The organism is Alkalicoccobacillus gibsonii, assembly GCF_016798245.1.
In the GTDB taxonomy this organism is placed as follows: Bacteria; Bacillota; Bacilli; order Bacillales; family Bacillaceae_D; genus Alkalicoccobacillus; species Alkalicoccobacillus gibsonii.
The window spans coordinates 133,583-153,904 of record NZ_JAEUZA010000004.1; the positions used below are offsets into that span (position 1 = coordinate 133,583).

17 protein-coding genes are annotated in these 20,322 nt (G+C 40.5%); 14 read left to right on the forward strand and 3 right to left on the reverse strand.

Features of this window, described 5'->3' with window-relative positions; all coding sequences use genetic code 11:
• Positions 1-60: 60 nt before the first annotated feature.
• Positions 61-993: a DHH family phosphoesterase gene (locus JNO66_RS15735; protein ID WP_203089630.1), complete on the forward strand. Its 933-nt coding sequence runs from the start codon at positions 61-63 to the stop codon at positions 991-993.
• A 46-nt stretch (positions 994-1,039) separates the two neighbouring features.
• Here JNO66_RS15735 and JNO66_RS15740 read toward each other — a convergent pair whose 3' ends face one another.
• The 3 genes from JNO66_RS15740 to JNO66_RS15750 all read right to left on the reverse strand — a co-directional run bounded on the left by JNO66_RS15740 (position 1,040) and on the right by JNO66_RS15750 (position 2,178).
• A complete protein-coding gene (locus JNO66_RS15740) occupies positions 1,040-1,252 on the reverse strand; it encodes a hypothetical protein (protein WP_203089632.1) in 213 nt (70 codons plus the stop codon).
• 87 nt (positions 1,253-1,339) lie between these two features.
• The gene (gene ytrI, locus JNO66_RS15745; RefSeq protein ID WP_203089634.1) at positions 1,340-1,846 is read right to left on the reverse strand and encodes a sporulation membrane protein YtrI; all 507 of its coding nucleotides are present in this window, start codon (positions 1,844-1,846) and stop codon (positions 1,340-1,342) included.
• The gene (locus JNO66_RS15750) at positions 1,846-2,178 is read right to left on the reverse strand and encodes a YtrH family sporulation protein (RefSeq protein ID WP_273753523.1); all 333 of its coding nucleotides are present in this window, start codon (positions 2,176-2,178) and stop codon (positions 1,846-1,848) included. The genes ytrI and JNO66_RS15750 overlap by 1 nt, the downstream gene beginning before the upstream one ends.
• Before the next feature lie 98 nt (positions 2,179-2,276).
• Between JNO66_RS15750 and dnaE the strand changes: the two genes are divergently transcribed.
• The 13 genes from dnaE to pnpS all read left to right on the forward strand — a co-directional run bounded on the left by dnaE (position 2,277) and on the right by pnpS (position 20,270).
• Positions 2,277-5,603: a DNA polymerase III subunit alpha gene (gene dnaE, locus JNO66_RS15755; protein ID WP_203089636.1), complete on the forward strand. Its 3,327-nt coding sequence runs from the start codon at positions 2,277-2,279 to the stop codon at positions 5,601-5,603.
• 174 nt (positions 5,604-5,777) lie between these two features.
• Complete coding sequence (locus JNO66_RS15760; protein ID WP_203089639.1) at positions 5,778-7,013, forward strand: NAD(P)-dependent malic enzyme; 1,236 nt, start codon at positions 5,778-5,780, stop codon at positions 7,011-7,013.
• 283 nt (positions 7,014-7,296) lie between these two features.
• Positions 7,297-8,145 (forward strand): acetyl-CoA carboxylase, carboxyltransferase subunit beta, encoded by an 849-nt coding sequence (gene accD, locus JNO66_RS15765; RefSeq protein ID WP_203089641.1) that lies wholly within the window; start codon positions 7,297-7,299, stop codon positions 8,143-8,145.
• A 19-nt stretch (positions 8,146-8,164) separates the two neighbouring features.
• Positions 8,165-9,127: an acetyl-CoA carboxylase carboxyl transferase subunit alpha gene (accA, locus tag JNO66_RS15770; RefSeq protein WP_203089643.1), complete on the forward strand. Its 963-nt coding sequence runs from the start codon at positions 8,165-8,167 to the stop codon at positions 9,125-9,127.
• Between the two features lie 161 nt (positions 9,128-9,288).
• Entirely contained in the window at positions 9,289-10,248 is a 960-nt protein-coding gene (pfkA, locus tag JNO66_RS15775) for a 6-phosphofructokinase (protein WP_203089645.1), read from the forward strand.
• 60 nt (positions 10,249-10,308) lie between these two features.
• A complete protein-coding gene (gene pyk / locus JNO66_RS15780) occupies positions 10,309-12,063 on the forward strand; it encodes a pyruvate kinase (RefSeq protein WP_203089647.1) in 1,755 nt (584 codons plus the stop codon).
• A gap of 68 nt (positions 12,064-12,131) precedes the next feature.
• The gene (locus tag JNO66_RS15785; RefSeq protein ID WP_203089649.1) at positions 12,132-12,527 is read left to right on the forward strand and encodes an FxsA family protein; all 396 of its coding nucleotides are present in this window, start codon (positions 12,132-12,134) and stop codon (positions 12,525-12,527) included.
• A gap of 140 nt (positions 12,528-12,667) precedes the next feature.
• Positions 12,668-13,117: a DUF441 domain-containing protein gene (locus tag JNO66_RS15790; RefSeq protein WP_373367179.1), complete on the forward strand. Its 450-nt coding sequence runs from the start codon at positions 12,668-12,670 to the stop codon at positions 13,115-13,117.
• 181 nt (positions 13,118-13,298) lie between these two features.
• Entirely contained in the window at positions 13,299-14,414 is a 1,116-nt protein-coding gene (gene citZ / locus JNO66_RS15795; RefSeq protein ID WP_203089651.1) for a citrate synthase, read from the forward strand.
• 92 nt (positions 14,415-14,506) lie between these two features.
• Entirely contained in the window at positions 14,507-15,781 is a 1,275-nt protein-coding gene (icd, locus tag JNO66_RS15800) for an NADP-dependent isocitrate dehydrogenase (RefSeq protein ID WP_273753589.1), read from the forward strand.
• Positions 15,782-15,825: 44 nt separating this feature from the next.
• Positions 15,826-16,770, forward strand: a complete 945-nt coding sequence (mdh, locus tag JNO66_RS15805) for a malate dehydrogenase (RefSeq protein WP_203089655.1) — start codon at positions 15,826-15,828, stop codon at positions 16,768-16,770.
• Positions 16,771-17,740: 970 nt separating this feature from the next.
• Positions 17,741-18,460 (forward strand): response regulator transcription factor, encoded by a 720-nt coding sequence (locus JNO66_RS15810; protein ID WP_203089658.1) that lies wholly within the window; start codon positions 17,741-17,743, stop codon positions 18,458-18,460.
• Positions 18,453-20,270: a two-component system histidine kinase PnpS gene (pnpS, locus tag JNO66_RS15815; RefSeq protein WP_203089660.1), complete on the forward strand. Its 1,818-nt coding sequence runs from the start codon at positions 18,453-18,455 to the stop codon at positions 20,268-20,270. Before JNO66_RS15810 ends, pnpS begins: the two co-directional genes overlap by 8 nt.
• Positions 20,271-20,322 lie beyond the last annotated feature (52 nt).

A 20,322-nucleotide genomic window follows, 5' to 3' on the forward strand; every position in this document is an offset into this window, starting at 1 on the left:
GCGTGACACGTTCGAAATTACTAGATCTTACATTAAATGATCCTAAAGGAGCCACAAAAAATGAAGAACGAAATAGTAGATTTAATTCAAGCACATGAAACGATCATTATTCACAGGCATAGCAGACCTGATCCGGATGCACTAGGTTCACAATTGGGATTAGCAATGCTTTTGAAAGAGTCCTATCAAGAGAAACAGATTTACACGGTTGGGGATGTGGAGCCATCGCTTCAATTTTTAGGTGAAATGGATACAATCTCTGATGAGGTCTATAACGGAGCACTTGTCATTGTATGTGATAGTGCGACAAAAGAGCGCATCAGCGATGATCGATACCAGAATGGCGCGAGGCTCGTTAAGATTGACCATCACCCAAACGTTGAACCTTATGGTGATGTAGTATGGGTGGATGTAGAGGCAAGTTCTACAAGTGAAATGATTGTTGAACTGGTTGCGCAGTCTGATTCCCTCCATCTATCAGAAACCTCATCCCTGTTATTGTATGCTGGGATTGTTGGGGACACAGGTAGATTTAGATATCCAAATACCAAGCCAGAAACGTTACGTCGTACTGCCTTGCTTCTAGAGCACAATATTGATGTAAATGCTTTTTATGCGGAACTTTATAAAAGAGACCTGAAAATGACTCGATTTGAGGGACATGTACTGCAACATTTCGACATTCAAGAAGGCCAAGTAGGTGTAATGAAGCTTCAAAAAGAAGTGCTTAAACAATTTGATGTGACAAGTAACGAGTCATCTCAGTTAATTAATAGTTTTTCATCAGTAGAAGGGCTTAAGGCTTGGGTGTTCTTTGTGGAAGAAGAGGACCGAATTCGAGTCAGATTACGTTCGCGTGGACCTGTCATTAATACAATTGCTGCAGAGCATCAGGGTGGCGGTCATGCGTTAGCTTCTGGAGCTACGGCCTATTCTTGGGAAGAGACTGATGAGATTGTACGTAAGCTCATTCAAGCATGCAATAGCCACTAACGTGCAAAAAAAAGAGGCCTTCAGCAGAAGTCCTCTCCTTACTCTCTTATTCACTTTTCTCTGTCTCAGGGATAAACCAGGCGCCTAAATCGGTATGATCTTCTTGAAAAGCCACGCCATCTTCCTTGGCAAGCTTTCGCAAGAGTTCAGCAACTTCATTTGTTTCTGCGAAGGCACTTTGACCTGCTTTAAGCTTTGCAAGTTTTTTTCGTGCCATATCCTTACGATTAATGACCATATCTTTACCAGTCATGTCCATAGTGGATGGCCTCCTATCCTTATGTCTATATTCTAGTATAAAGGAAAAGTAAGCTAAATCCAGTCTTTTGATGAAATTTCAGATAAATTAACGATGATCCACTTCGATTTCGGCATAAAGATGCAATGTTGTAAATAAATACACTTCATTAATTTTTACCCGATAGTTTTTATCTTCGACAGTGAAGGTCTTATTTTCAATGGTTCGTATCAGCAGGTCCTTTGTATGATGAACGGATTCAATATCTTTTCGTTCCAAATAGGCAAGCTCAGATAAAATGGATTGACGAATATCATAGATTGTTAATTGATCAAGTGTCAGACGTGGATCTGTTTTAAAGTGCACCTCAATTTGCTGGATGGTTAGTTTCTTTTGATTCTCTGCGTTTTGGCTTTTTTGTTCGCTAACGAGCTGATCAATTCGTTCTTGAAGCGTTTCAATTTTCAAATCCTGCTGAATTCGTGTCACAATCAACCCATCATAAATTTGTCCATACTGATATAAAAAGAAGACCCATCCTACAATACTACCGAGCATGATTCCTGCAAAAAAACGTAACCAGCCTGGTCGTGATACTTTAGATGGAATGCGCATTATGAAATAGGTTCTCCAACAATCCACTGGATCAGAATTGTTCCAGTGTGAGCACCACATAAAGCAGCAAACACCATCATGAGCGTTTTATAAATATCATCATGAATTCCACTGAAAAGACCTCTTTCAAGTGTTGTGATTGCGTCAAAGGTTCCACCAAGAGCGGCTACAATGGCCCAAATCTTCAAACTACCTGCCAGATTATGAATAGCTAGTAACGGTGGTTTGCCAAGTAGAAAGGCTCCGATACCGCCGATTAATGCACCACCAATTATGACACCAAATGCAACAAAGAAATCAATTACAAGCGTTGCAAGCATTTCTCTCGTCAATTCAGGCGCCTCCTCGTGTAGGGTCGTCCTTATACATATGAGTCAAGCCTTTAAAAGTATGACAGTTAATCCAATAGAAAAAGAAAGGAGAATGAAAAATGGGTGTTGTTCAGACCGCAATCTATAGTGAATACAGTTTATTGAACTCATCTATACGTATCGATGAGCTTGTTCAAACCGCTAAAAAACGTGGGTATGATGCGCTAGCTCTGACGGATCACCATGTCATGTATGGTGCTGTTCCTTTTTATCAGGCATGTATTAAATACGGTATTAAACCACTGATCGGCTTGGAGATTACGGTATCTGAACCAACAAAGAATGGTCAAAATGAATACTTTCCTCTTCGTGTAATCGCGAAGTCTAACGAAGGATATCGTTACTTGCTGGAGCTCGCTACATTGATTGGAATGAAGGAAGATAAAAAGCAATATCTGACAAAGCAAGAGTGGTTAGCGGCTGAAATCACAGACTGTGCCATCATAATCCCTTACAAGCAAGTGTTTGTATCACGTTGGCTCAAAGCGAACAGTCAAAAGTCAATCATTCAATGGATGGATAGCTGGAGTGGGCCAAATCAAACATGGTACGTTGAATTACAACAGGATGGTGATGAGGCCTTTCAGAAACAGGTAGCGTTGTTTGCTGAGCAGGAGGGTGTAAATGTAATCGCAGCTAAACCTGTTCGTTATCTAAACAAGGAAGATCAAACGAGCTATAAGCTACTACGAGCAATTGATTTAGAGATACATCCGGATCAAGTTGAGGTTGAAGAAGGTAGCTTACCATCCGCTGAAGAGATGACTCATTGGTTTCAAGCTTTTCCGCAAGCCCTTGAACAAAGCCAAGAGCTAGCTGATTCAGTTAACATTGCTTTGCCTTTGGACCGCCAGTTACCTAAGTATCCACTTGCGAATCAGTCAGTCTCAGATTATTTACGCTCATTATGTGAACAAGGATTGCGTGAAAGATATACGAATCTGACTAACATAGATGCTGTCACAGAGCGGTTAGATTATGAACTCTCGGTTATTCATGATATGGGATTTAATGATTACTTCTTAATCGTGTGGGATTTTATGAGGTTTGCCAGAAACCAAGGAATATTAGCTGGGCCGGGACGTGGGTCAGCCGCTGGTTCTCTTGTTGCGTATTGCTTGTATATTACTCATGTAGATCCAATTCATTATAACTTGTTGTTTGAGCGTTTTTTAAATCCTGAACGAGTTACATTACCAGATATTGATATTGATTTTCCAGATCATCGCCGCGACGAAGTCATAGAGTACGTTGAAGAAAAGTATGGACCGAACCATGTAGCGCAAATTCTGACGTTTGGTACATTTGCTGCAAGGGCTGCTTTACGAGCAACCGCTAAGGTTATGGGAACCGAGCCGGGATTACTTGAACGTATTGTGAAGGAAGTGCCAGCTACTCCGAAAATGACCATTCAAAAGGCATTAGAACAGAGTAAGACGCTTCACCAGCTTTATGTAGATAACCCAAAAGCCATTACTTTAATTGATGCAGCTCAAACGATTGAGGGGTTACCAAGACATACATCAACGCACGCAGCTGGGGTCATTATTAGTGCGGAGCCATTAACGAATCGTGTAGCACTTCAGAAAGGCAGGGACCGAGTTGCCCTAACACAAGCTTCGATGGAGGTTGTTGAAGATATAGGATTGTTAAAGTTCGACTTTCTTGGTCTTAGAAACTTAACATTACTCGAAACGATTGCAGCGAATATTAACCAACAAACGAAACAATCATTCTCGCTCCAACACCTGCCGTTAGATGACAGTGCAACGTTCGCATTACTTGCAAGTGGAAACACGACCGGAGTCTTTCAGTTGGAATCTGATGGGATGAGGAGTGTATTAACTCGATTAAAGCCTACTGAGTTTGAAGATATTGTTGCAGTGAATGCCCTGTATCGACCGGGCCCAATGGATTATATTCCTGTTTACATTGAAGGAAAACAACAGAAGCGAACAGTTGATTATTTGCATAAAGATGTTGAAATGATTCTGAAACCAACTTACGGAGTCCTTGTTTATCAAGAGCAAATTATGCAACTCGCGTCTAAGCTTGCTGGTTACTCTTTAGCTGAGGCAGATCTTTTAAGAAGAGCCATCAGTAAAAAAGACGAGGGGACGCTTCTGCAACAAAAAGAGACCTTTATTTCTCGTTCCATCGATCTCGGATATGACGAGTCTATTGCTACACGTGCGTACACGTTAATAGAACGATTTGCTAATTATGGGTTTAATCGAAGTCACGCGGTTGCATACAGCTTATTGAGTTATCAGCTTGCTTATGTAAAAACCCACTACTCTTCTGCATTTTATACTGCACTTCTTTCATCAGTATGGCATAATCAAGAGAAGTTAGCATTATACCTAACCGAAGCTAGACAGCAGGGACAAACGATATTACCTCCATCCATTAGTAAGAGTGGGCACTTATTTACATATGACGAGAAGGGAATTCGATTTGGGCTGCTATCTATTGAACATGTTGGAGTGAAAGCTGTACAAGAACTGGTTCGTGAGCGTACTATCAAACCGTTTGAACATTTATTTGATCTTTGTACAAGGCTACATCCACAAATTGTGTCAAAACGGGCGGTTGAAAGCTTGATTAAAGCAGGTGTATTTGACGAGTGGGGACTTGAGCGATCTACTCTGCTACGATCGTTAGATGAAGCGGTTGAATACGGGGAAAGCGTAAGAGAGTTTCAAGCGGAAACAGAAGGTTTGTTCACACTTAATCCTGACTTGCCTGATTATTTAGAAGCAGAACCCCTTCTTCCTACAGAAAAGCTGATGTATGAGAAGCAGGCACTCGGATTTTATTTGTCCGGACATCCTGTCACTGAATTTAAACGGGTGTTAAGTCAGTATCGTCGTGTGACAATTGAACAAGCCTTCACGGAAAAAGGGAAAGTGCGAATCGCGGGTCTGGTGGAAGATGTACGTAGAATTACAACCAAAAAAGGGGACCCTATGGCATTCTTAAAGCTTGGCGATGAGAGTGGTCATTGTGAAGTGACGGTCTTTCCTAATGCATGGAAAGAGTGCGGAGAACTACTTAAGCCAAATGGTTTGCTTTTTCTTGAAGGCAAGATAGATAACAGCCGTGATAGACAACAATTTATTATGGATAAGGCAGTCCCGTTAGAAACATTAAAGGGAAGACATAAAGATCGTTTATTTATCCGATTATCTAAACAGTCATCAAGAAAATGGTCACAAATTGAGCCTATGCTTTTGGAAACAAAGGGTAACACGCAAGTCGTGCTTTATTTTGCAGATACAAACGAAAGAAAAGTCCTATCAAGTGATTATGATATTGACCTAAACCAATCTCTTTTAAATGAATTAAAGGAACTGGTAGGAGAAGAGAATGTCGTCATTCAATGATGAGAGTGTAAATAAGAGAATCATAGACTTTTTAAACTAAAAAAATTGAGATTTTCTGAACTTACCCTTCCATGTACTTGGCGGGTTCGAAACTTTTGTTTATAATGAGTGTGTTTGTTAGAGGACAGGCCGGGAGTAGGTCATTGTATATAAAAAAAGAGGAGAGTGGATATTTTGCCAACGACAAGAGAAGAAGCCCTGCACATTCACAGATTAAACAAAGGGAAACTAGAATCGAAAGCGAAAGTTCCAGTCAAAAATGCTAGAGATCTCAGCTTAGCTTATTCTCCAGGTGTAGCAGAGCCTTGCAAAGAGATATTTGAAGATGTTGAAAACGTATTCGAATACACAATGAAAGGAAACATGGTAGCAGTTGTAAGTAACGGTACAGCAGTCCTTGGGCTTGGAAACATCGGACCTGAAGCTTCTTTGCCTGTAATGGAAGGAAAGGCCGTACTATTCAAATCATTTGCTGGTGTAGATGCATTCCCAATTTGCTTACGTACAAACAGTGTTGACGAGATCGTTCAAACTGTTAAGCTTCTTGAGCCAACATTTGGTGGGGTTAACCTAGAGGATATTGCTGCTCCTGATTGCTTTGAAATTGAAGAAAGATTAAAGAAAGAAACAAATATTCCTATTTTCCACGATGATCAACACGGAACGGCAATCGTTACTCTTGCTGGATTAATTAATGCGCTTAAATTAAGCGGCAAAAAACTTTCTGAAATTAAAGTTGTAGCGAACGGTGCTGGAGCAGCAGGAATTGCGATTATTAAATTAATGCTAAGCATGGGTGTGCGTGAAATCGTAATGTGTGATACAAAAGGTGCCATTTTTGAAGGCAGATCTTACGGTATGAACCCAGTTAAAGATTCGGTTGCGAAGCATACGAATGCAAAACGCCAAGAAGGTTCACTTGCTGATGTCATTAAAGGAGCCGATGTCTTTATTGGTGTATCTGCAGAAGGTGCTGTAACCAAAGAGATGGTTGAGGACATGAATGATGATCCGATCATATTTGCTATGGCGAATCCAGTTCCAGAAATTATGCCAGAAGATGCAAAAGCAGCAGGAGCATCTGTAATTGGTACAGGACGCTCAGATTTCCCTAACCAAGTAAACAATGTACTAGCTTTCCCGGGGATTTTCCGTGGTGCACTTGATGTAAGAGCCACACATATTAACGAGGAAATGAAAGTAGCAGCAGTTTATGCTATTGCAAACCTAATCGATGAATCCGATTTAACAACAGACTATGTTATTCCAGCACCATTTGATGCGCGTGTAGCACCAGCTGTAGCTGCAGCAGTTGCAAAAACAGCGATGGAAACAGGGGTTGCTAGAATCAAAGTAGATCCTGAAGAAGTAGCAGCACGTACAAGAGAGTTAACGTTAATTAACGAGTAATACACTAGATCAATTATACATACAACAAGCCGGAGGATAACCGCCGGCTTGTTGTATGTTATAATTGATTTCGGCAGGAATGCTTGGACCGGTCATAGAATATAGTCAAGGTAAATCATTCTTTTTTTAAAGGTTGATTGAAATTGACATGTGGTTCTTATATATTATTTTTAGAAATTATATTGTATATGTTTTATCTGGATCTCTTTTTAGAGACCCTACTACTACTTGTTCAGCAATTGACGATTCTATAAGGAGCGTCGGATGCTAGTGAGGTGCAAATATGCTTAAAGATTTATTTTCAAAGAAAAAACGTTACGCAACCATTCCTTCTGAAAGAGCAAAGCAAGAAGTACCAGAAGGATTAATGACAAAGTGTCAAAACTGTGGAACCATCCTCTATACGAAGGATTTCAAAAAGAATCTGCAGGTTTGTCCTTCGTGTGGTCACCATCACCGGATGAGTGCATACGAACGTATTGACTTTTTACTCGACGAAAATTCATTCGTTGAATACGACAAAGGAATGATTGGCAAAAACCCTCTTAACTTTCCTGATTATGATGAGAAACTAGCGTCTGATCGTAAAAAGACTAAGCTTAACGAAGCTGTCGTAACAGGAGAAGGGACTATCAATTCGTATCCGGTAGTTATTGCAATTATGGATTCTCGTTTCCGTATGGGGAGCATGGGTGCTGTTGTAGGAGAAAAAATCACAAGAGCGATTGAAAAAGCGATTGAGCTTAAACGACCTCTTATTTTGTTTACGGCATCTGGTGGTGCACGTATGCAAGAGGGTGTATTAAGCTTAATGCAAATGGCTAAAACAAGCTCAGCTCTTCAAATGCTGAACCGTGCAGGTGGATTATATATTTCCATTATGACACATCCAACAACGGGCGGAGTATCAGCAAGTTTTGCGTCTCTTGGAGACTATAATTTTGCAGAACCACGTGCATTAATTGGCTTTGCAGGACGTAGAATTATTGAACAAACAACAAGACAAGAACTTCCAGAAGACTTTCAGACGGCGGAGTTTTTATTGAAGCATGGACAACTAGATAAAGTTATCCCAAGGCATGACATGAAAGATACACTTACAAAAATTCTAGACATGCACACGCCGTCCTAAAGAAGGGAGTCACGTACTAATGGGAAATGAAATGGTGTTTGAAAAACCAATTAATGAATTAAAAGAGAAAATAGAAGAATTACAAACCTTTGCACATGAAAAAGACATCGATCTTTCAGCTGAGATTAAGCGAATGGAAGACCGTCTACATGAACTGGAAAAAGAAATTTACGGCAATTTGAAGCCTTGGGAACGGGTTCAAATTGCACGTAATAGCAAAAGACCAACAACGCTTGACTACATTAACTTTTTGTTTGAGGATTTCATCGAGCTTCACGGTGATCGGTTGTTCAGTGAAGATGAAGCCATTGTAGGTGGAATTGCAAAATTTAATGGACAGGCGGTTACCGTTATTGGTCACCAGAGAGGTAAGGATACGAAGGAAAACATTCGCCGTAACTTTGGATCACCTAGACCTGAAGGGTATCGAAAAGCTTTACGATTAATGAAGCAGGCTGAGAAGTTTAAGCGGCCAATTATTTGTTTTATTGACACAAAGGGTGCAGACCCTGGGAAAGAATCAGAAGAACGTGGACAAAGTGAAGCCATTGCACGCAATCTTCTCGAAATGGCAGGGTTAAAAGTACCTGTTATCTCAATTGTGATTGGAGAAGGTGGAAGTGGTGGAGCTCTGGCACTAGGAGTAGCCGATCATATCCATATGCTTGAGAACTCTACGTACTCTGTAATCTCTCCTGAAGGAGCGGCTGCACTGTTGTGGAAGGATGCAACACAAGCACAACGAGCTGCAGAATCAATGATGATTACTGCTCCAGATTTAAAGAAGCTTGAAGTAATCGATGAAATCATCTATGAACCTAAAGGTGGAGCGCATCTGGACGTTAAGACACAAGCCGAGAGTATTGGGCGTGTCATTGAACAATCATTACAAGAATTAAGTGTGCACACAGAGGACGAACTTCTTTTATCAAGACACGAAAAGTATAAGCTAATGGGTAGCCATTCAATAGAAATACTGTGAATAGATAGGAGAAAGAAGGATTCTTGACACAAGAATCCTTCTTTTTTTGTTGAAAGTTTGTATTCTTTATATGAACATGGTATTTTTTTTAATTGAGAGCATGATAAAATAGAATGGAAACATGTTGAATGTTTTTTCGAGTGAGTGAAGGAGGAAATAGTTTGAAAAGAATTGGTGTGTTAACAAGTGGTGGAGATTCTCCAGGTATGAATGCTGCAATTCGTGCAGTTGTGCGAAAAGCCATATACCATGACATAGAAGTGTACGGAATTTACTACGGTTATGCTGGTTTAATTGCTGGAGATATAAAGAAAATGGAACTTGGTTCTGTTGGAGATATCATTCATCGTGGTGGAACGATGCTTTACACAGCACGTTGTGAGGAGTTCAAAACACTTGAAGGTCAGCAAAAAGGAATTGAACAATTAAAGAAATTTGGGATAGAAGGTCTAGTTGTTATTGGTGGAGACGGTTCATTCCAAGGAGCTCAAAAGCTTACAGGACATGGTTTCCCAACAATCGGGGTGCCTGGTACAATTGATAACGATATTCCTGGAACTGACTTTACAATTGGGTTTGATACTGCTTTAAATACAGTCATCGATGCCATTGATAAAATTCGAGATACAGCAACTTCTCATGAGCGTACGTACATCATTGAAGTAATGGGTCGTCATGCTGGAGATTTGGCTTTATGGGCAGGTCTAGCTGATGGTGCGGAAACAATCTTGATTCCAGAAGCAGACTATGATTTTGACCAAATCACGTATCGGCTTAAGCGTGGACAAGAGCGTGGCAAAAAACATAGTATTATTATTGTAGCTGAAGGTGTAGGCAGCGGCATGGAATTTGGACAACGCTTAAAAGAAGCCACAAATATGGAAACGCGAGTAACTGTGCTTGGTCATATTCAACGTGGAGGTTCTCCGACCGGAGCCGATCGTGTCCTTGCTAGCCGCTTAGGAGCAAAGGCTGTTGATCTTTTACTTGAAGGTAAATCAGGCGTAACTGTAGGTATTCAACAGAACAAGCTTGTCTATCATGATATTGACGAAGCATTATCTAAAAAGCATACAGTAGATTTAGACATGTACACGTTATCTCAAGAGCTGTCCATCTAGCAGATATAGAGTTCTTGATTTTACAATAGAAAAGACATCTAATCATTTCAGGAGGAATTTATGCGTAAAACAAAGATCGTATGTACAATAGGACCTGCAAGTGAAACAGTAGAAAAACTGGTTCAACTAATTGAAGCGGGAATGAATGTGGCAAGATTGAACTTCTCTCATGGAGATTTTGAAGAGCATGGTGCTCGTATTCGTAATATCCGTGAAGCTTCAGAAAAAACTGGAAAAACAGTGGCTATTCTTTTAGATACGAAAGGACCAGAAATTCGTACTCAAACTCTTGAAGGTGGAGTAGCTGAATTGAAAGCGGGACAAGAGTTAATCGTTTCTATGAAAGAAGTGGTCGGGAACTGCGAAAAGATTTCGATTACATATCCGGGTCTAGTAAATGACGTAGAGCCTGGCTCTACCATTCTTTTAGATGATGGTCTAATTGGACTCGAAGTAGTAGAAATTGGGCAAGATGAGATCAAAACAAAAGTACTTAACAATGGAATTCTAAAAAATAAAAAAGGCTGTAATGTCCCTAATGTAAGTGTAGACTTACCAGGTATAACGGATAAGGATGCAGCAGATATTAAATTTGGTATTGAGCAGAATGTAGACTTTGTTGCTGCTTCTTTTGTGCGCAGAGCTTCAGATGTGCTAGAAATCCGCGAATTACTAGAGCAAAATGATGCGCATACGATCGGAATTATCCCTAAGATTGAAAATCAAGAGGGTGTCGATAACATTGACGAAATCCTTGAAGTATCTGACGGTTTAATGGTTGCTCGTGGAGATCTTGGTGTGGAAATTCCAGCCGAAGAAGTACCACTTGTCCAAAAAATGCTTATCAAAAAATGTAATGCCGTTGCAAAGCCTGTTATTACAGCTACTCAAATGCTTGATTCCATGCAACGTAACCCTCGCCCAACTCGTGCTGAGGCAAGTGACGTAGCAAATGCGATTTTTGATGGTACAGATGCCATTATGCTATCAGGTGAAACAGCAGCAGGAGACTATCCTGCAGAAGCTGTACAAACGATGCACAATATCGCGACAAGAACAGAAAAAGCTTTAAACTATGAAGCGATCCTAAGAAGAAAAACAAAAGAAGCAAAACCGTCTATTACAAGTGCTGTTGGTCAATCCGTTGTATTCACTGCTGAGTCTCTAAATGCAGCAGCAATCCTTACAGCTACTGAAAGTGGTTATACAGCTCGAATTGCTTCTAAGTATCGTCCGAAGTCTCCGATTTTGGCTGTTACTGGAAACGAACGTGAATATCGCAAGTTAAATCTTGTATGGGGTGTAGAGCCGCTTCTAGGTGAAAGAGCTGGAACAACAGATGAAATGCTTGAATCAACGGTTGAACGAGCTAGAAAATCTGGACGTATCAATCAAGGCGATCTTGTTGTTATCTCAGCAGGTGTTCCAGTAGGTGAACCTGGTACAACAAACCTCCTTAAGGTACACATTATTGGTGAGGTTGTTGCTAAAGGACAAGGAATTGGCCGACGCTCTGCTTCTGGAAAAGTTGTTGTCGCAACAACAGCAGCAGAAGCCAACGAAAAAATGGTTGAAGGTGCGATCCTTGTTACCTACAGCACAGATAAAGATATGATTCCTGCATTTGAAAAAGCGGCAGCGGTTATTACAGAAGAAGGCGGGTTAACTTCTCACGCAGCTGTTGTAGGTTTAAACCTTGCTACACCAGTTATTGTAGGTGTTGAAGGAGCCTTGAAATTATTTGTTGATGGTGAAGAAGTCACTGTTGATGGAGCACGCGGTGACATTTACAGAGGCCACGCGAGTGTACTATAATTAATGCTGGAGAAGGATTTCCTTCTCCAGTTTTTTTATCTCCATTTTTAAATATAAGGAGTTTTTAAATGAAAAAATACTTGATAGCTTTAGCGGTTATTATCCCCGCAGTCGAGATTGCAGGGTTTTATTTTATGGTCCAATGGGTTGGCATATGGGCCACAGTGGCTCTGATGATAGCGACAAGTCTACTTGGGATTGTACTTGCCCGAAAGGAAGGCTTACAGGCTGTACGTCTAATGAAAATGCAGGCAAGAAGTGGTCAGCCACCGACTGGCTCTGTAGTAGACGGAATATGCATATTCCTTGGAGCTTTATGTCTGTTTCTTCCAGGGTTCTTTACAGATCTCATAGGTATTCTACTGTTTCTTCCTTTCTCAAGAGCTGCTGTGAAGGCTCTAGCTGTAAAGTGGATGTATCATCTGTTTCAAAAAGGACAAGTTATTGTTAGAACACGTCGATAAAAGTATAATATTCTTACTTTGGTTGGCAGATTCTGCTGTAATCGACAGATATAGCGGAATGAATTAAACTATGATATGATAACTATGAATTGCTAAGAGGAAAGTTGGATAATACTTTGATTTCTCATGCGACCTTGTTTATGTTGATTCTAATGGGGATTGCAATCGTGGCGAAAAATCAGTCGCTATTGGTTGCTGTTTTATTTTTGCTCGTTGTGAAATGGGTTGGGCTCGGAGATAAACTATTCCCGCTTCTTCAGCAAAAAGGGTTAAATATTGGTGTGACTTTTATCACGATTGCTGTGTTAACACCAATCGTAACGGGTGACATCGGGTTTAAACATCTTGCTGAAGCTGCTAAGTCATCATATGCCTGGATTGCGCTCGGCTCAGGTGTACTTGTTGCGCTAATTGCTGCAAATGGAATAGATCTCTTACAGAATGACCCTCATATCACAGTTGCACTTGTCATTGGAACCATTTTTGCTGTTGCCGTTCTGAATGGAGTGGCAGTAGGTCCATTAATTGGGGCCGGTGTTGCGTATCTAACAATGAAGGCGGTCACATTTTTTATGAATCTTGGTGGATAATGTCTAATAATTCGTCAGTTTCATAAAAAATGAAGTCGCTTTTATTGAGCATTAATCACAGTCAAGGTAAGATAAATGGGATTGAATAAGTCAACTTTTAATTAGTAATGGTATCTCTAAAATGAAATGAAAGCATTTACTTTTTAGTACATTAAAGTTTGATTAAAAAGGGGAGATCTGCGTGACTACTACAAAAGGTTTAGAAGGTATTGTAGCTACAACGTCTAGTGTAAGTTCAATTATTGATGATGTTTTAACGTATCAAGGCTATGACATTAACGATTTGACTGAACATGCTAGTTTCGAAGAAGTTGTCTATATTCTTTGGAACGGTCGATTACCAAATCAAGATGAACTAAAAGATTTCTCAAATGAACTTGCTCAATACGCGGAAGTACCAGAACAAGTAATTGATCAATTAAAAGCCTTACCTTTAGATAAGGTTCATCCCATGGCTGTTTTACGTACAGCGATTTCAACACTTGGATTGTACGATCCAGATGCGGACAAGATGGATGAGGAAGCAAATCGTACAAAAGCATTGCGTATTCAGGCTCAAATTCCAACGATTGTGACAGCGTTTTCTAGAATCCGCCAAGGCAAGGAGCCTGTTAAGCCGAATTCGGATTTAAGCTTTGCTGCTAATTTCCTTTACATGCTTAAAGGGGAAGAGCCAAATGACTTAGAGGTCACTGCTTTCAACAAAGCCCTTGTTTTACATGCGGACCACGAATTAAACGCTTCTACTTTTACTGCTCGCGTCTGTGTTGCAACGCTATCTGATGTTTATTCAGGTATCACTGCAGCAATCGGTGCTCTAAAAGGACCTCTACATGGTGGAGCCAACGAAGCAGTTATGAAAATGCTTTCTGAGATTGGCGATGTAGAACAAGTAGAGTCATATATTAAGAACGCGTTCGATAATAAAGAAAAGATTATGGGATTCGGACATCGTGTTTACAAAAATGGTGATCCACGCGCGAAGTTTTTGCGTGATATGTCTAAGCAGTTAACGGACACTACAGGAGAATCAAAGTGGTATGATATGTCGGTACGTATCGAAGAACTCGTAACCAATGAAAAAGGTCTTCTTCCAAATGTAGACTTTTATTCTGCGAGTGTTTATCATAGTTTAGGAATCGATCATGATTTGTTTACTCCAATTTTTGCGATTAGTCGCACATCAGGATGGACAGCTCATATTCTTGAACAATATGCAAATAACCGTTTAATTCGTCCAAGAGCTGAATACGTTGGACCTGGCAAGCAAGAATTTGTTCCTTTAGAGCAACGTTAATCACGGTGTTACAGGAGGGGAACCCCTCCTAGTACATATAATTTTCAGTATGTCCGATCAATGCATCGGTCAAAACTTTTCAGGAGGTCTATATTATGTCTAGTGGAGAGATTATTAAAGTAAACAATGGTGTGTTGGATGTACCTAATGAGCCAATTATCCCTTATATCGAAGGAGATGGAATTGGTCCTGATATCTGGGCGGCAGCTTCTCGCGTATTAGATGCTGCAGTTGAAAAAGCATATAACGGCGAAAAGAAAATTGTATGGAAAGAAATTTTAGCGGGTGAAAAAGCGTTTAATGAAACAGGTAGCTGGCTACCAGAAGAAACGCTTGATGCCGTTCGTGAATACTTAATTGCAATTAAAGGACCTTTAACGACTCCAGTTGGTGGCGGAATTCGTTCTTTAAACGTAGCACTTAGACAAGAGCTTGATCTTTATACTTGCTTACGCCCAGTTCGTTATTTTGACGGAGTACCTTCTCCAGTTAAACGTCCTGAAGAAGTGGACATGGTTATTTTCCGTGAAAACTCTGAAGATATCTATGCTGGAATTGAGTATCAAGAAGGATCAGATGAAGTGAAAAAGCTGATCGAATTCTTAAAAAATGAAATGGGTGCTAAGAAAATTCGTTTCCCTGAAACATCAGGTATCGGAATTAAGCCTGTTTCTAAAGAAGGAACGGAGCGCTTAGTTCGTGCAGCTATTGATTATGCTCTAACTGAAGGACGTAAGAGTGTAACGCTTGTTCATAAAGGAAACATTATGAAGTTCACTGAAGGCGCATTTAAAACGTGGGGTTACGAGCTTGCTGAACGTGAGTATGGTGATAAAGTATTTACATGGGCTCAATATGATAAGATCGTAGAAGCAGAAGGAAGAGAAGCTGCAGATAAAGCACAATCTGAAGCTGAAGCTGCAGGTAAGATTGTCGTAAAAGATTCAATTGCTGATATCTTCTTACAACAAATCCTTACTCGTCCTAAAGAGTTTGATGTTGTAGCAACAATGAACTTAAACGGAGATTACATCTCTGATGCACTAGCTGCACAAGTTGGTGGAATTGGTATTGCTCCAGGAGCAAACATCAACTATGACACAGGACATGCTATCTTTGAAGCAACTCACGGAACAGCACCTAAGTATGCTGGTCTAGATAAAGTGAACCCATCCTCTGTTCTATTATCAGGAGAGCTATTACTTCGCCACTTAAACTGGAACGAAGCTGCTGATCTGATCATGAACTCTATGGATAAGACAATTGCTAGTAAGGTTGTAACGTATGACTTCGCTAGACTGATGGATGGTGCAACTGAGGTATCTTGCTCAGGCTTTGCAGATGAATTAATTAAAAACCTCTCATAATTTGCAGAGAACCAGATGATATCGAGTAAAGGAGTGGACAGCAAATGGCTATTAAACGCAGAAAGATCTCAGTAGTTGGTGGAGGCTTTACAGGAGCCACAACCGCTTTAATGGTTGCTCAGAAAGAACTGGGAGATGTGGTTCTTGTAGATATTCCAAACATGGAAGGACCAACTAAAGGGAAAGCGTTAGATATGTTTGAATCAACGCCAGTTCAAGGGACAGATGCAAAGATTACTGGTACATCAAGCTACGAAGATACAAAGGACTCTGATGTGGTTGTTATTACAGCTGGTATCGCTCGTAAACCGGGCATGAGTCGTGATGATCTTGTTAGTACGAATGCCGGTATCATGAAATCTGTGACAAAAGAAGTTGTAAAACACTCACCTAATTGCTTTATCATCGTACTTACGAATCCGGCAGATGCCATGACCTATACGGTTTATAAGGAATCTGGTTTCCCGAAAAACCGTGTGATTGGTCAATCTGGAGTGCTTGATACGGCACGATTCCGTACATTTATTGCAGAGGAGTTAAACATCTCTGTTGAAGACATTACTGGATTTGTGTTAGGTGGCCATGGAGACGACATGGTGCCATTGATTCGCTATTCGGCAGCTGGTGGCGTTCCACTTCAAAGCTTACTTTCTGAGGAGCGTATCAACGAAATTGTTGAGCGTACTCGTAAAGGCGGCGGAGAGATTGTCGGGTTGCTTGGAAATGGCAGTGCATACTATGCACCGGCCGCTTCTCTAACTCAAATGGTGGAGGCGATCCTAAAAGATAAGAAGCGAGTGTTACCAACAATCGCTTATCTTGAAGGGGAGTATGGTTACGACGATCTTTATCTCGGAGTCCCAACCATTCTTGGTGGAGACGGAATTGAAAAGATCATCGAACTAGACCTTACAGAGGACGAGAAAAACCAACTAGATCGCTCAGCAGACTCTGTTCGAAACGTAATGGAAGCTCTGCCAAACGAATAATTAATACAAAAACAAGCCACGCTTCTGTGTGGCTTGTTTTTTGCATTCGTATTTCGAATAGGGAGTAGAATCATAATGGGAGACCCTGACACCGCTACCGGAATGGCTGGCACGCTTTCCTAGGGAGGGCGTTGAACTAACCTGGCATTCGCCATATCATTTCAACCTTGCCCTTAAATCCCTTAGGAGTCGGCCTGCCATTCCGTCCGCTAGTTGGTGGGGTGCTGTAAAATTCTTTTCTTATCAATAGGTTTAAAAGCAAGTTGGAAAATGTTTCAGCTAAGCTTGTTGGTTTTAACGTTAATAATTTTTCAGTTCATGTTCCAACACAGAGCGAACAATAGAAGGTAGCTGTTTTTTTGAAGATAGAACAAGAAGACTCAAGACTAACTCATGAATTTTGTAATTAAAATTAAAGAAAAAGTGTGTGACCCGCTCCCGGGAAGGGGGACGTTGAACTAAAACTGGCTAATCGCCAGTTATTATTTCAACCCTGCCCTTTCACCCTTCAGGAGTCAGCCGCCCTTCCCGTCCGCTTTATGTGGAGGTTAATCTTTGGTGCAGCTTGTCCATTAAAAAAGATTCAAGAAAATCTAATTCTTTAATCTAAGTCTATCCAAAGATTTTTTACATAAACGAGCGGACAGAATAGCCGGCCGACTCCTAAGGGACTAAAAGGCAGAGGTGAAATGAATTGGCGCCAGCCAATTTAGTTCAGCGCCTTCCCTAGGAAAGCGTGCCGGCTATTCTGGTAGCGGATAAAATGCACGTAACATCAATTTTCCTGTAGCAATTTTTTGTTTTTAGCTTTTTGTACTCCGACTAAATATCTTAAACTCTTGTAAGCTCATCGAAGCATTTATTAACTCATGTAAAGATTATCGCAAATGTTTGAATGAAATTTGTTATACTACATGTAAATAGAGAGAAGACTGTTCAATTAAAATATAAGGAGTGTAGGGTATCCTTTATGGGAAAACGACTTTTAGTAGTAGATGATGAGGAATCAATTGTAACGTTACTCCAATTTAATCTTGAACAGGCAGGGTACGAAGTTGAAACAGCAAAAGATGGAGCAGAAGGGCTTGAGCTAGCAAAACAACAGCCATTTGATCTAATCGTGCTTGATTTGATGCTACCCGAAATGGATGGAATTGATGTGTGCAAACAACTCCGCATCAGCAAAGTGCAAACACCTATTCTAATGCTAACAGCAAAGGACGATGAATTTGATAAGGTGTTAGGTCTTGAACTGGGTGCGGATGACTATATGACAAAGCCGTTTAGTCCAAGAGAGGTTGTGGCTAGAATACGTGCCATTCTGCGGAGAGCGGCCCAAGCGAATCAGCAACCACAATCAACTGAGGATGTTTCTGAGATGATTCGAATTGGAGAGGTTGATATCTTTCCGGAGAATTATGAAGTGAACTGCAGGGGACAAGCGTTATCATTAACACCAAAAGAATTTGAACTGCTATTATATCTTGCAAATCATAAAGGTCGAGTACTTACTCGAGATCAATTACTTAATGCAGTCTGGGACTACGAGTTTGTAGGAGATACTCGTATTGTGGATGTCCACATCAGTCACTTGCGAGAAAAAATTGAACCTAATACAAAGAAACCCGTTTATATTAAAACGATCCGCGGCTTAGGCTACAAAATGGAAGAACCGTTGTTAGATGCATAAGCTGCGTTTTCGTTTAATTTCTACAGTTACACTAATTACACTCATTGTCATGTCGGGACTTGGGCTAACCATTGGACAATGGTATAAGGATTTTTATTTAAAAACGATCACGGAAAGGCTAGAGAGTGAGGCGCAGTTAGGCTCATATATGGTCCAAGAGCTTAGAAGGAATTCAACTTCTGAAGCTGATCTTGATCAGCTAGCTGAAATAATTAGTGAACGTATTCTTGCGCGAGTTACCATTATTGACCTAGAGGGTCAGGTGTTGGGTGAATCCGCAGAAACAGGACAGCCTTTAGATAACCATCTCGATCGACCAGAAATTCGGGAGGCAGATTTAGAAAAAGATGGTTTTGAGATTCGGTATAGTCAAACATTAGATCAAGAGCTCCTTTATTATGCTGTTCCTATTTATGATGAAACAAATGATCAGGTGGGATATTTTCGATTAGGGTTACCAATGGAAGATTTAAATTCTGTTGATCGAACCATTTGGTTAATTATTGGGGCAAGCTTCTTTATAGCAGTTTCACTCATTTCATTCTTAGCTTTTAGGGTAACGAAGGAAATGATGAAGCCGATTGATGAATCAGTGAAGGTTGCGAAACGATTAGCAAAAGGGGACTATTCTGCTCGTACCTTTGAGAACCAGCATGCTGAGATTGGTCAGCTAAGCAGGTCGCTCAATATGTTAGCCTATAATTTAGATTACATTTCAAAACGACATCAAGCGCAACAGGAACGAATGGAAACGCTTATTGAAAACATGGGAAGTGGGTTACTCCTTATTAATGTTCGCGGTGACATTTCTGTCATGAATAAAGCAAGTCGGATGATTTTCCAGGTTGAAGATCAGGCATGGTTAAATCGTCTATACCATGATGTCATGGATGAGTCTGGTTTAGTGCAATTTATTCAATCGGTATTTATTACTGAAACTAAACAGAGAGATCAGCTCACACTTGGAGAGCCATATATGGCGAAAGTGTATGATGTGTATGGAGCTCCTGTTTTAGATGCATCGGGTAAGATGAGAGGGATGACACTTGTCTTGCACGATATAACAGAACAGAAAAAGCTTGAACAAATTCGTAAAGATTTTGTAGCAAATGTGTCGCATGAGCTGAAAACACCAATCACTTCAATCAAAGGGTTTTCTGAGACATTGCTTGATGGCGCGATGGATCAAGAAGAATTACGTGCGAAATTCTTAAAGATTATTCTTAAAGAGAGTGAGAGGCTACAGAGCTTAATCCATGACTTACTTGAGCTTTCAAAGGTAGAGCGCTCTAATTTTCAGGTTCATTGGACAAATATGACACTCGAGCAAATCGCTGAAGAGGTTGTAACCATGCTCTCTGATAAAGCCGGAGCAAAAGAGATTAACTTATCGCTTGAAACCTCTGGTGATTCAACGATGCAGGGTGATCCTGAACGGATGAAGCAAATTTTGATTAACATCATTAATAATGCCATTATGTACACGCCAGCGAATGGCGAAGTAAAAGTGAGCATAAAGGGGAACTCAGGATCTGTTGAATTAAAGGTTTCGGATACCGGGATTGGCATTGAAGAATCAGAGATTCCAAGGGTGTTTGAACGTTTTTATCGAGTGGATCGAGCCAGAAGTCGTAATTCTGGCGGGACCGGTTTAGGGTTAGCCATTGTGAAGCATTTGGCGGAGGCTCATCATGCAAGTATTCAAGTGAAAAGTAAGCAAGGGAAGGTACAGTCTTTACTCTTGTTTTTCCAAAAGAGAAGCAAGATGAAATCTTTTAATCTTTACAAAACATTTACAATGCCTTTATGACCGTTTAACAGCTTATCCTTATACTCAATAAGTGAACGGTCTACCACGAACG

What these genes read in the sequence shown, in the direction of transcription:
- dnaE (WP_203089636.1), top strand. Translation starts at nt 2,277, where the DNA reads ATGGGTGTTGTTCAGACCGCAATCTATAGTGAATACAGTTTATTGAAC.
- JNO66_RS15790 (WP_373367179.1), top strand. Translation starts at nt 12,668, where the DNA reads ATGTTGATTCTAATGGGGATTGCAATCGTGGCGAAAAATCAGTCGCTA.
- accD (WP_203089641.1), top strand. Translation starts at nt 7,297, where the DNA reads ATGCTTAAAGATTTATTTTCAAAGAAAAAACGTTACGCAACCATTCCT.
- pyk (WP_203089647.1), top strand. Translation starts at nt 10,309, where the DNA reads ATGCGTAAAACAAAGATCGTATGTACAATAGGACCTGCAAGTGAAACA.
- JNO66_RS15735 (WP_203089630.1), top strand. Translation starts at nt 61, where the DNA reads ATGAAGAACGAAATAGTAGATTTAATTCAAGCACATGAAACGATCATT.
- JNO66_RS15810 (WP_203089658.1), top strand. Translation starts at nt 17,741, where the DNA reads ATGGGAAAACGACTTTTAGTAGTAGATGATGAGGAATCAATTGTAACG.
- ytrI (WP_203089634.1), bottom strand. Translation starts at nt 1,846, where the DNA reads ATGCGCATTCCATCTAAAGTATCACGACCAGGCTGGTTACGTTTTTTT.
- JNO66_RS15740 (WP_203089632.1), bottom strand. Translation starts at nt 1,252, where the DNA reads ATGGACATGACTGGTAAAGATATGGTCATTAATCGTAAGGATATGGCA.
- pnpS (WP_203089660.1), top strand. Translation starts at nt 18,453, where the DNA reads ATGCATAAGCTGCGTTTTCGTTTAATTTCTACAGTTACACTAATTACA.
- mdh (WP_203089655.1), top strand. Translation starts at nt 15,826, where the DNA reads ATGGCTATTAAACGCAGAAAGATCTCAGTAGTTGGTGGAGGCTTTACA.
- accA (WP_203089643.1), top strand. Translation starts at nt 8,165, where the DNA reads ATGGGAAATGAAATGGTGTTTGAAAAACCAATTAATGAATTAAAAGAG.
- JNO66_RS15785 (WP_203089649.1), top strand. Translation starts at nt 12,132, where the DNA reads ATGAAAAAATACTTGATAGCTTTAGCGGTTATTATCCCCGCAGTCGAG.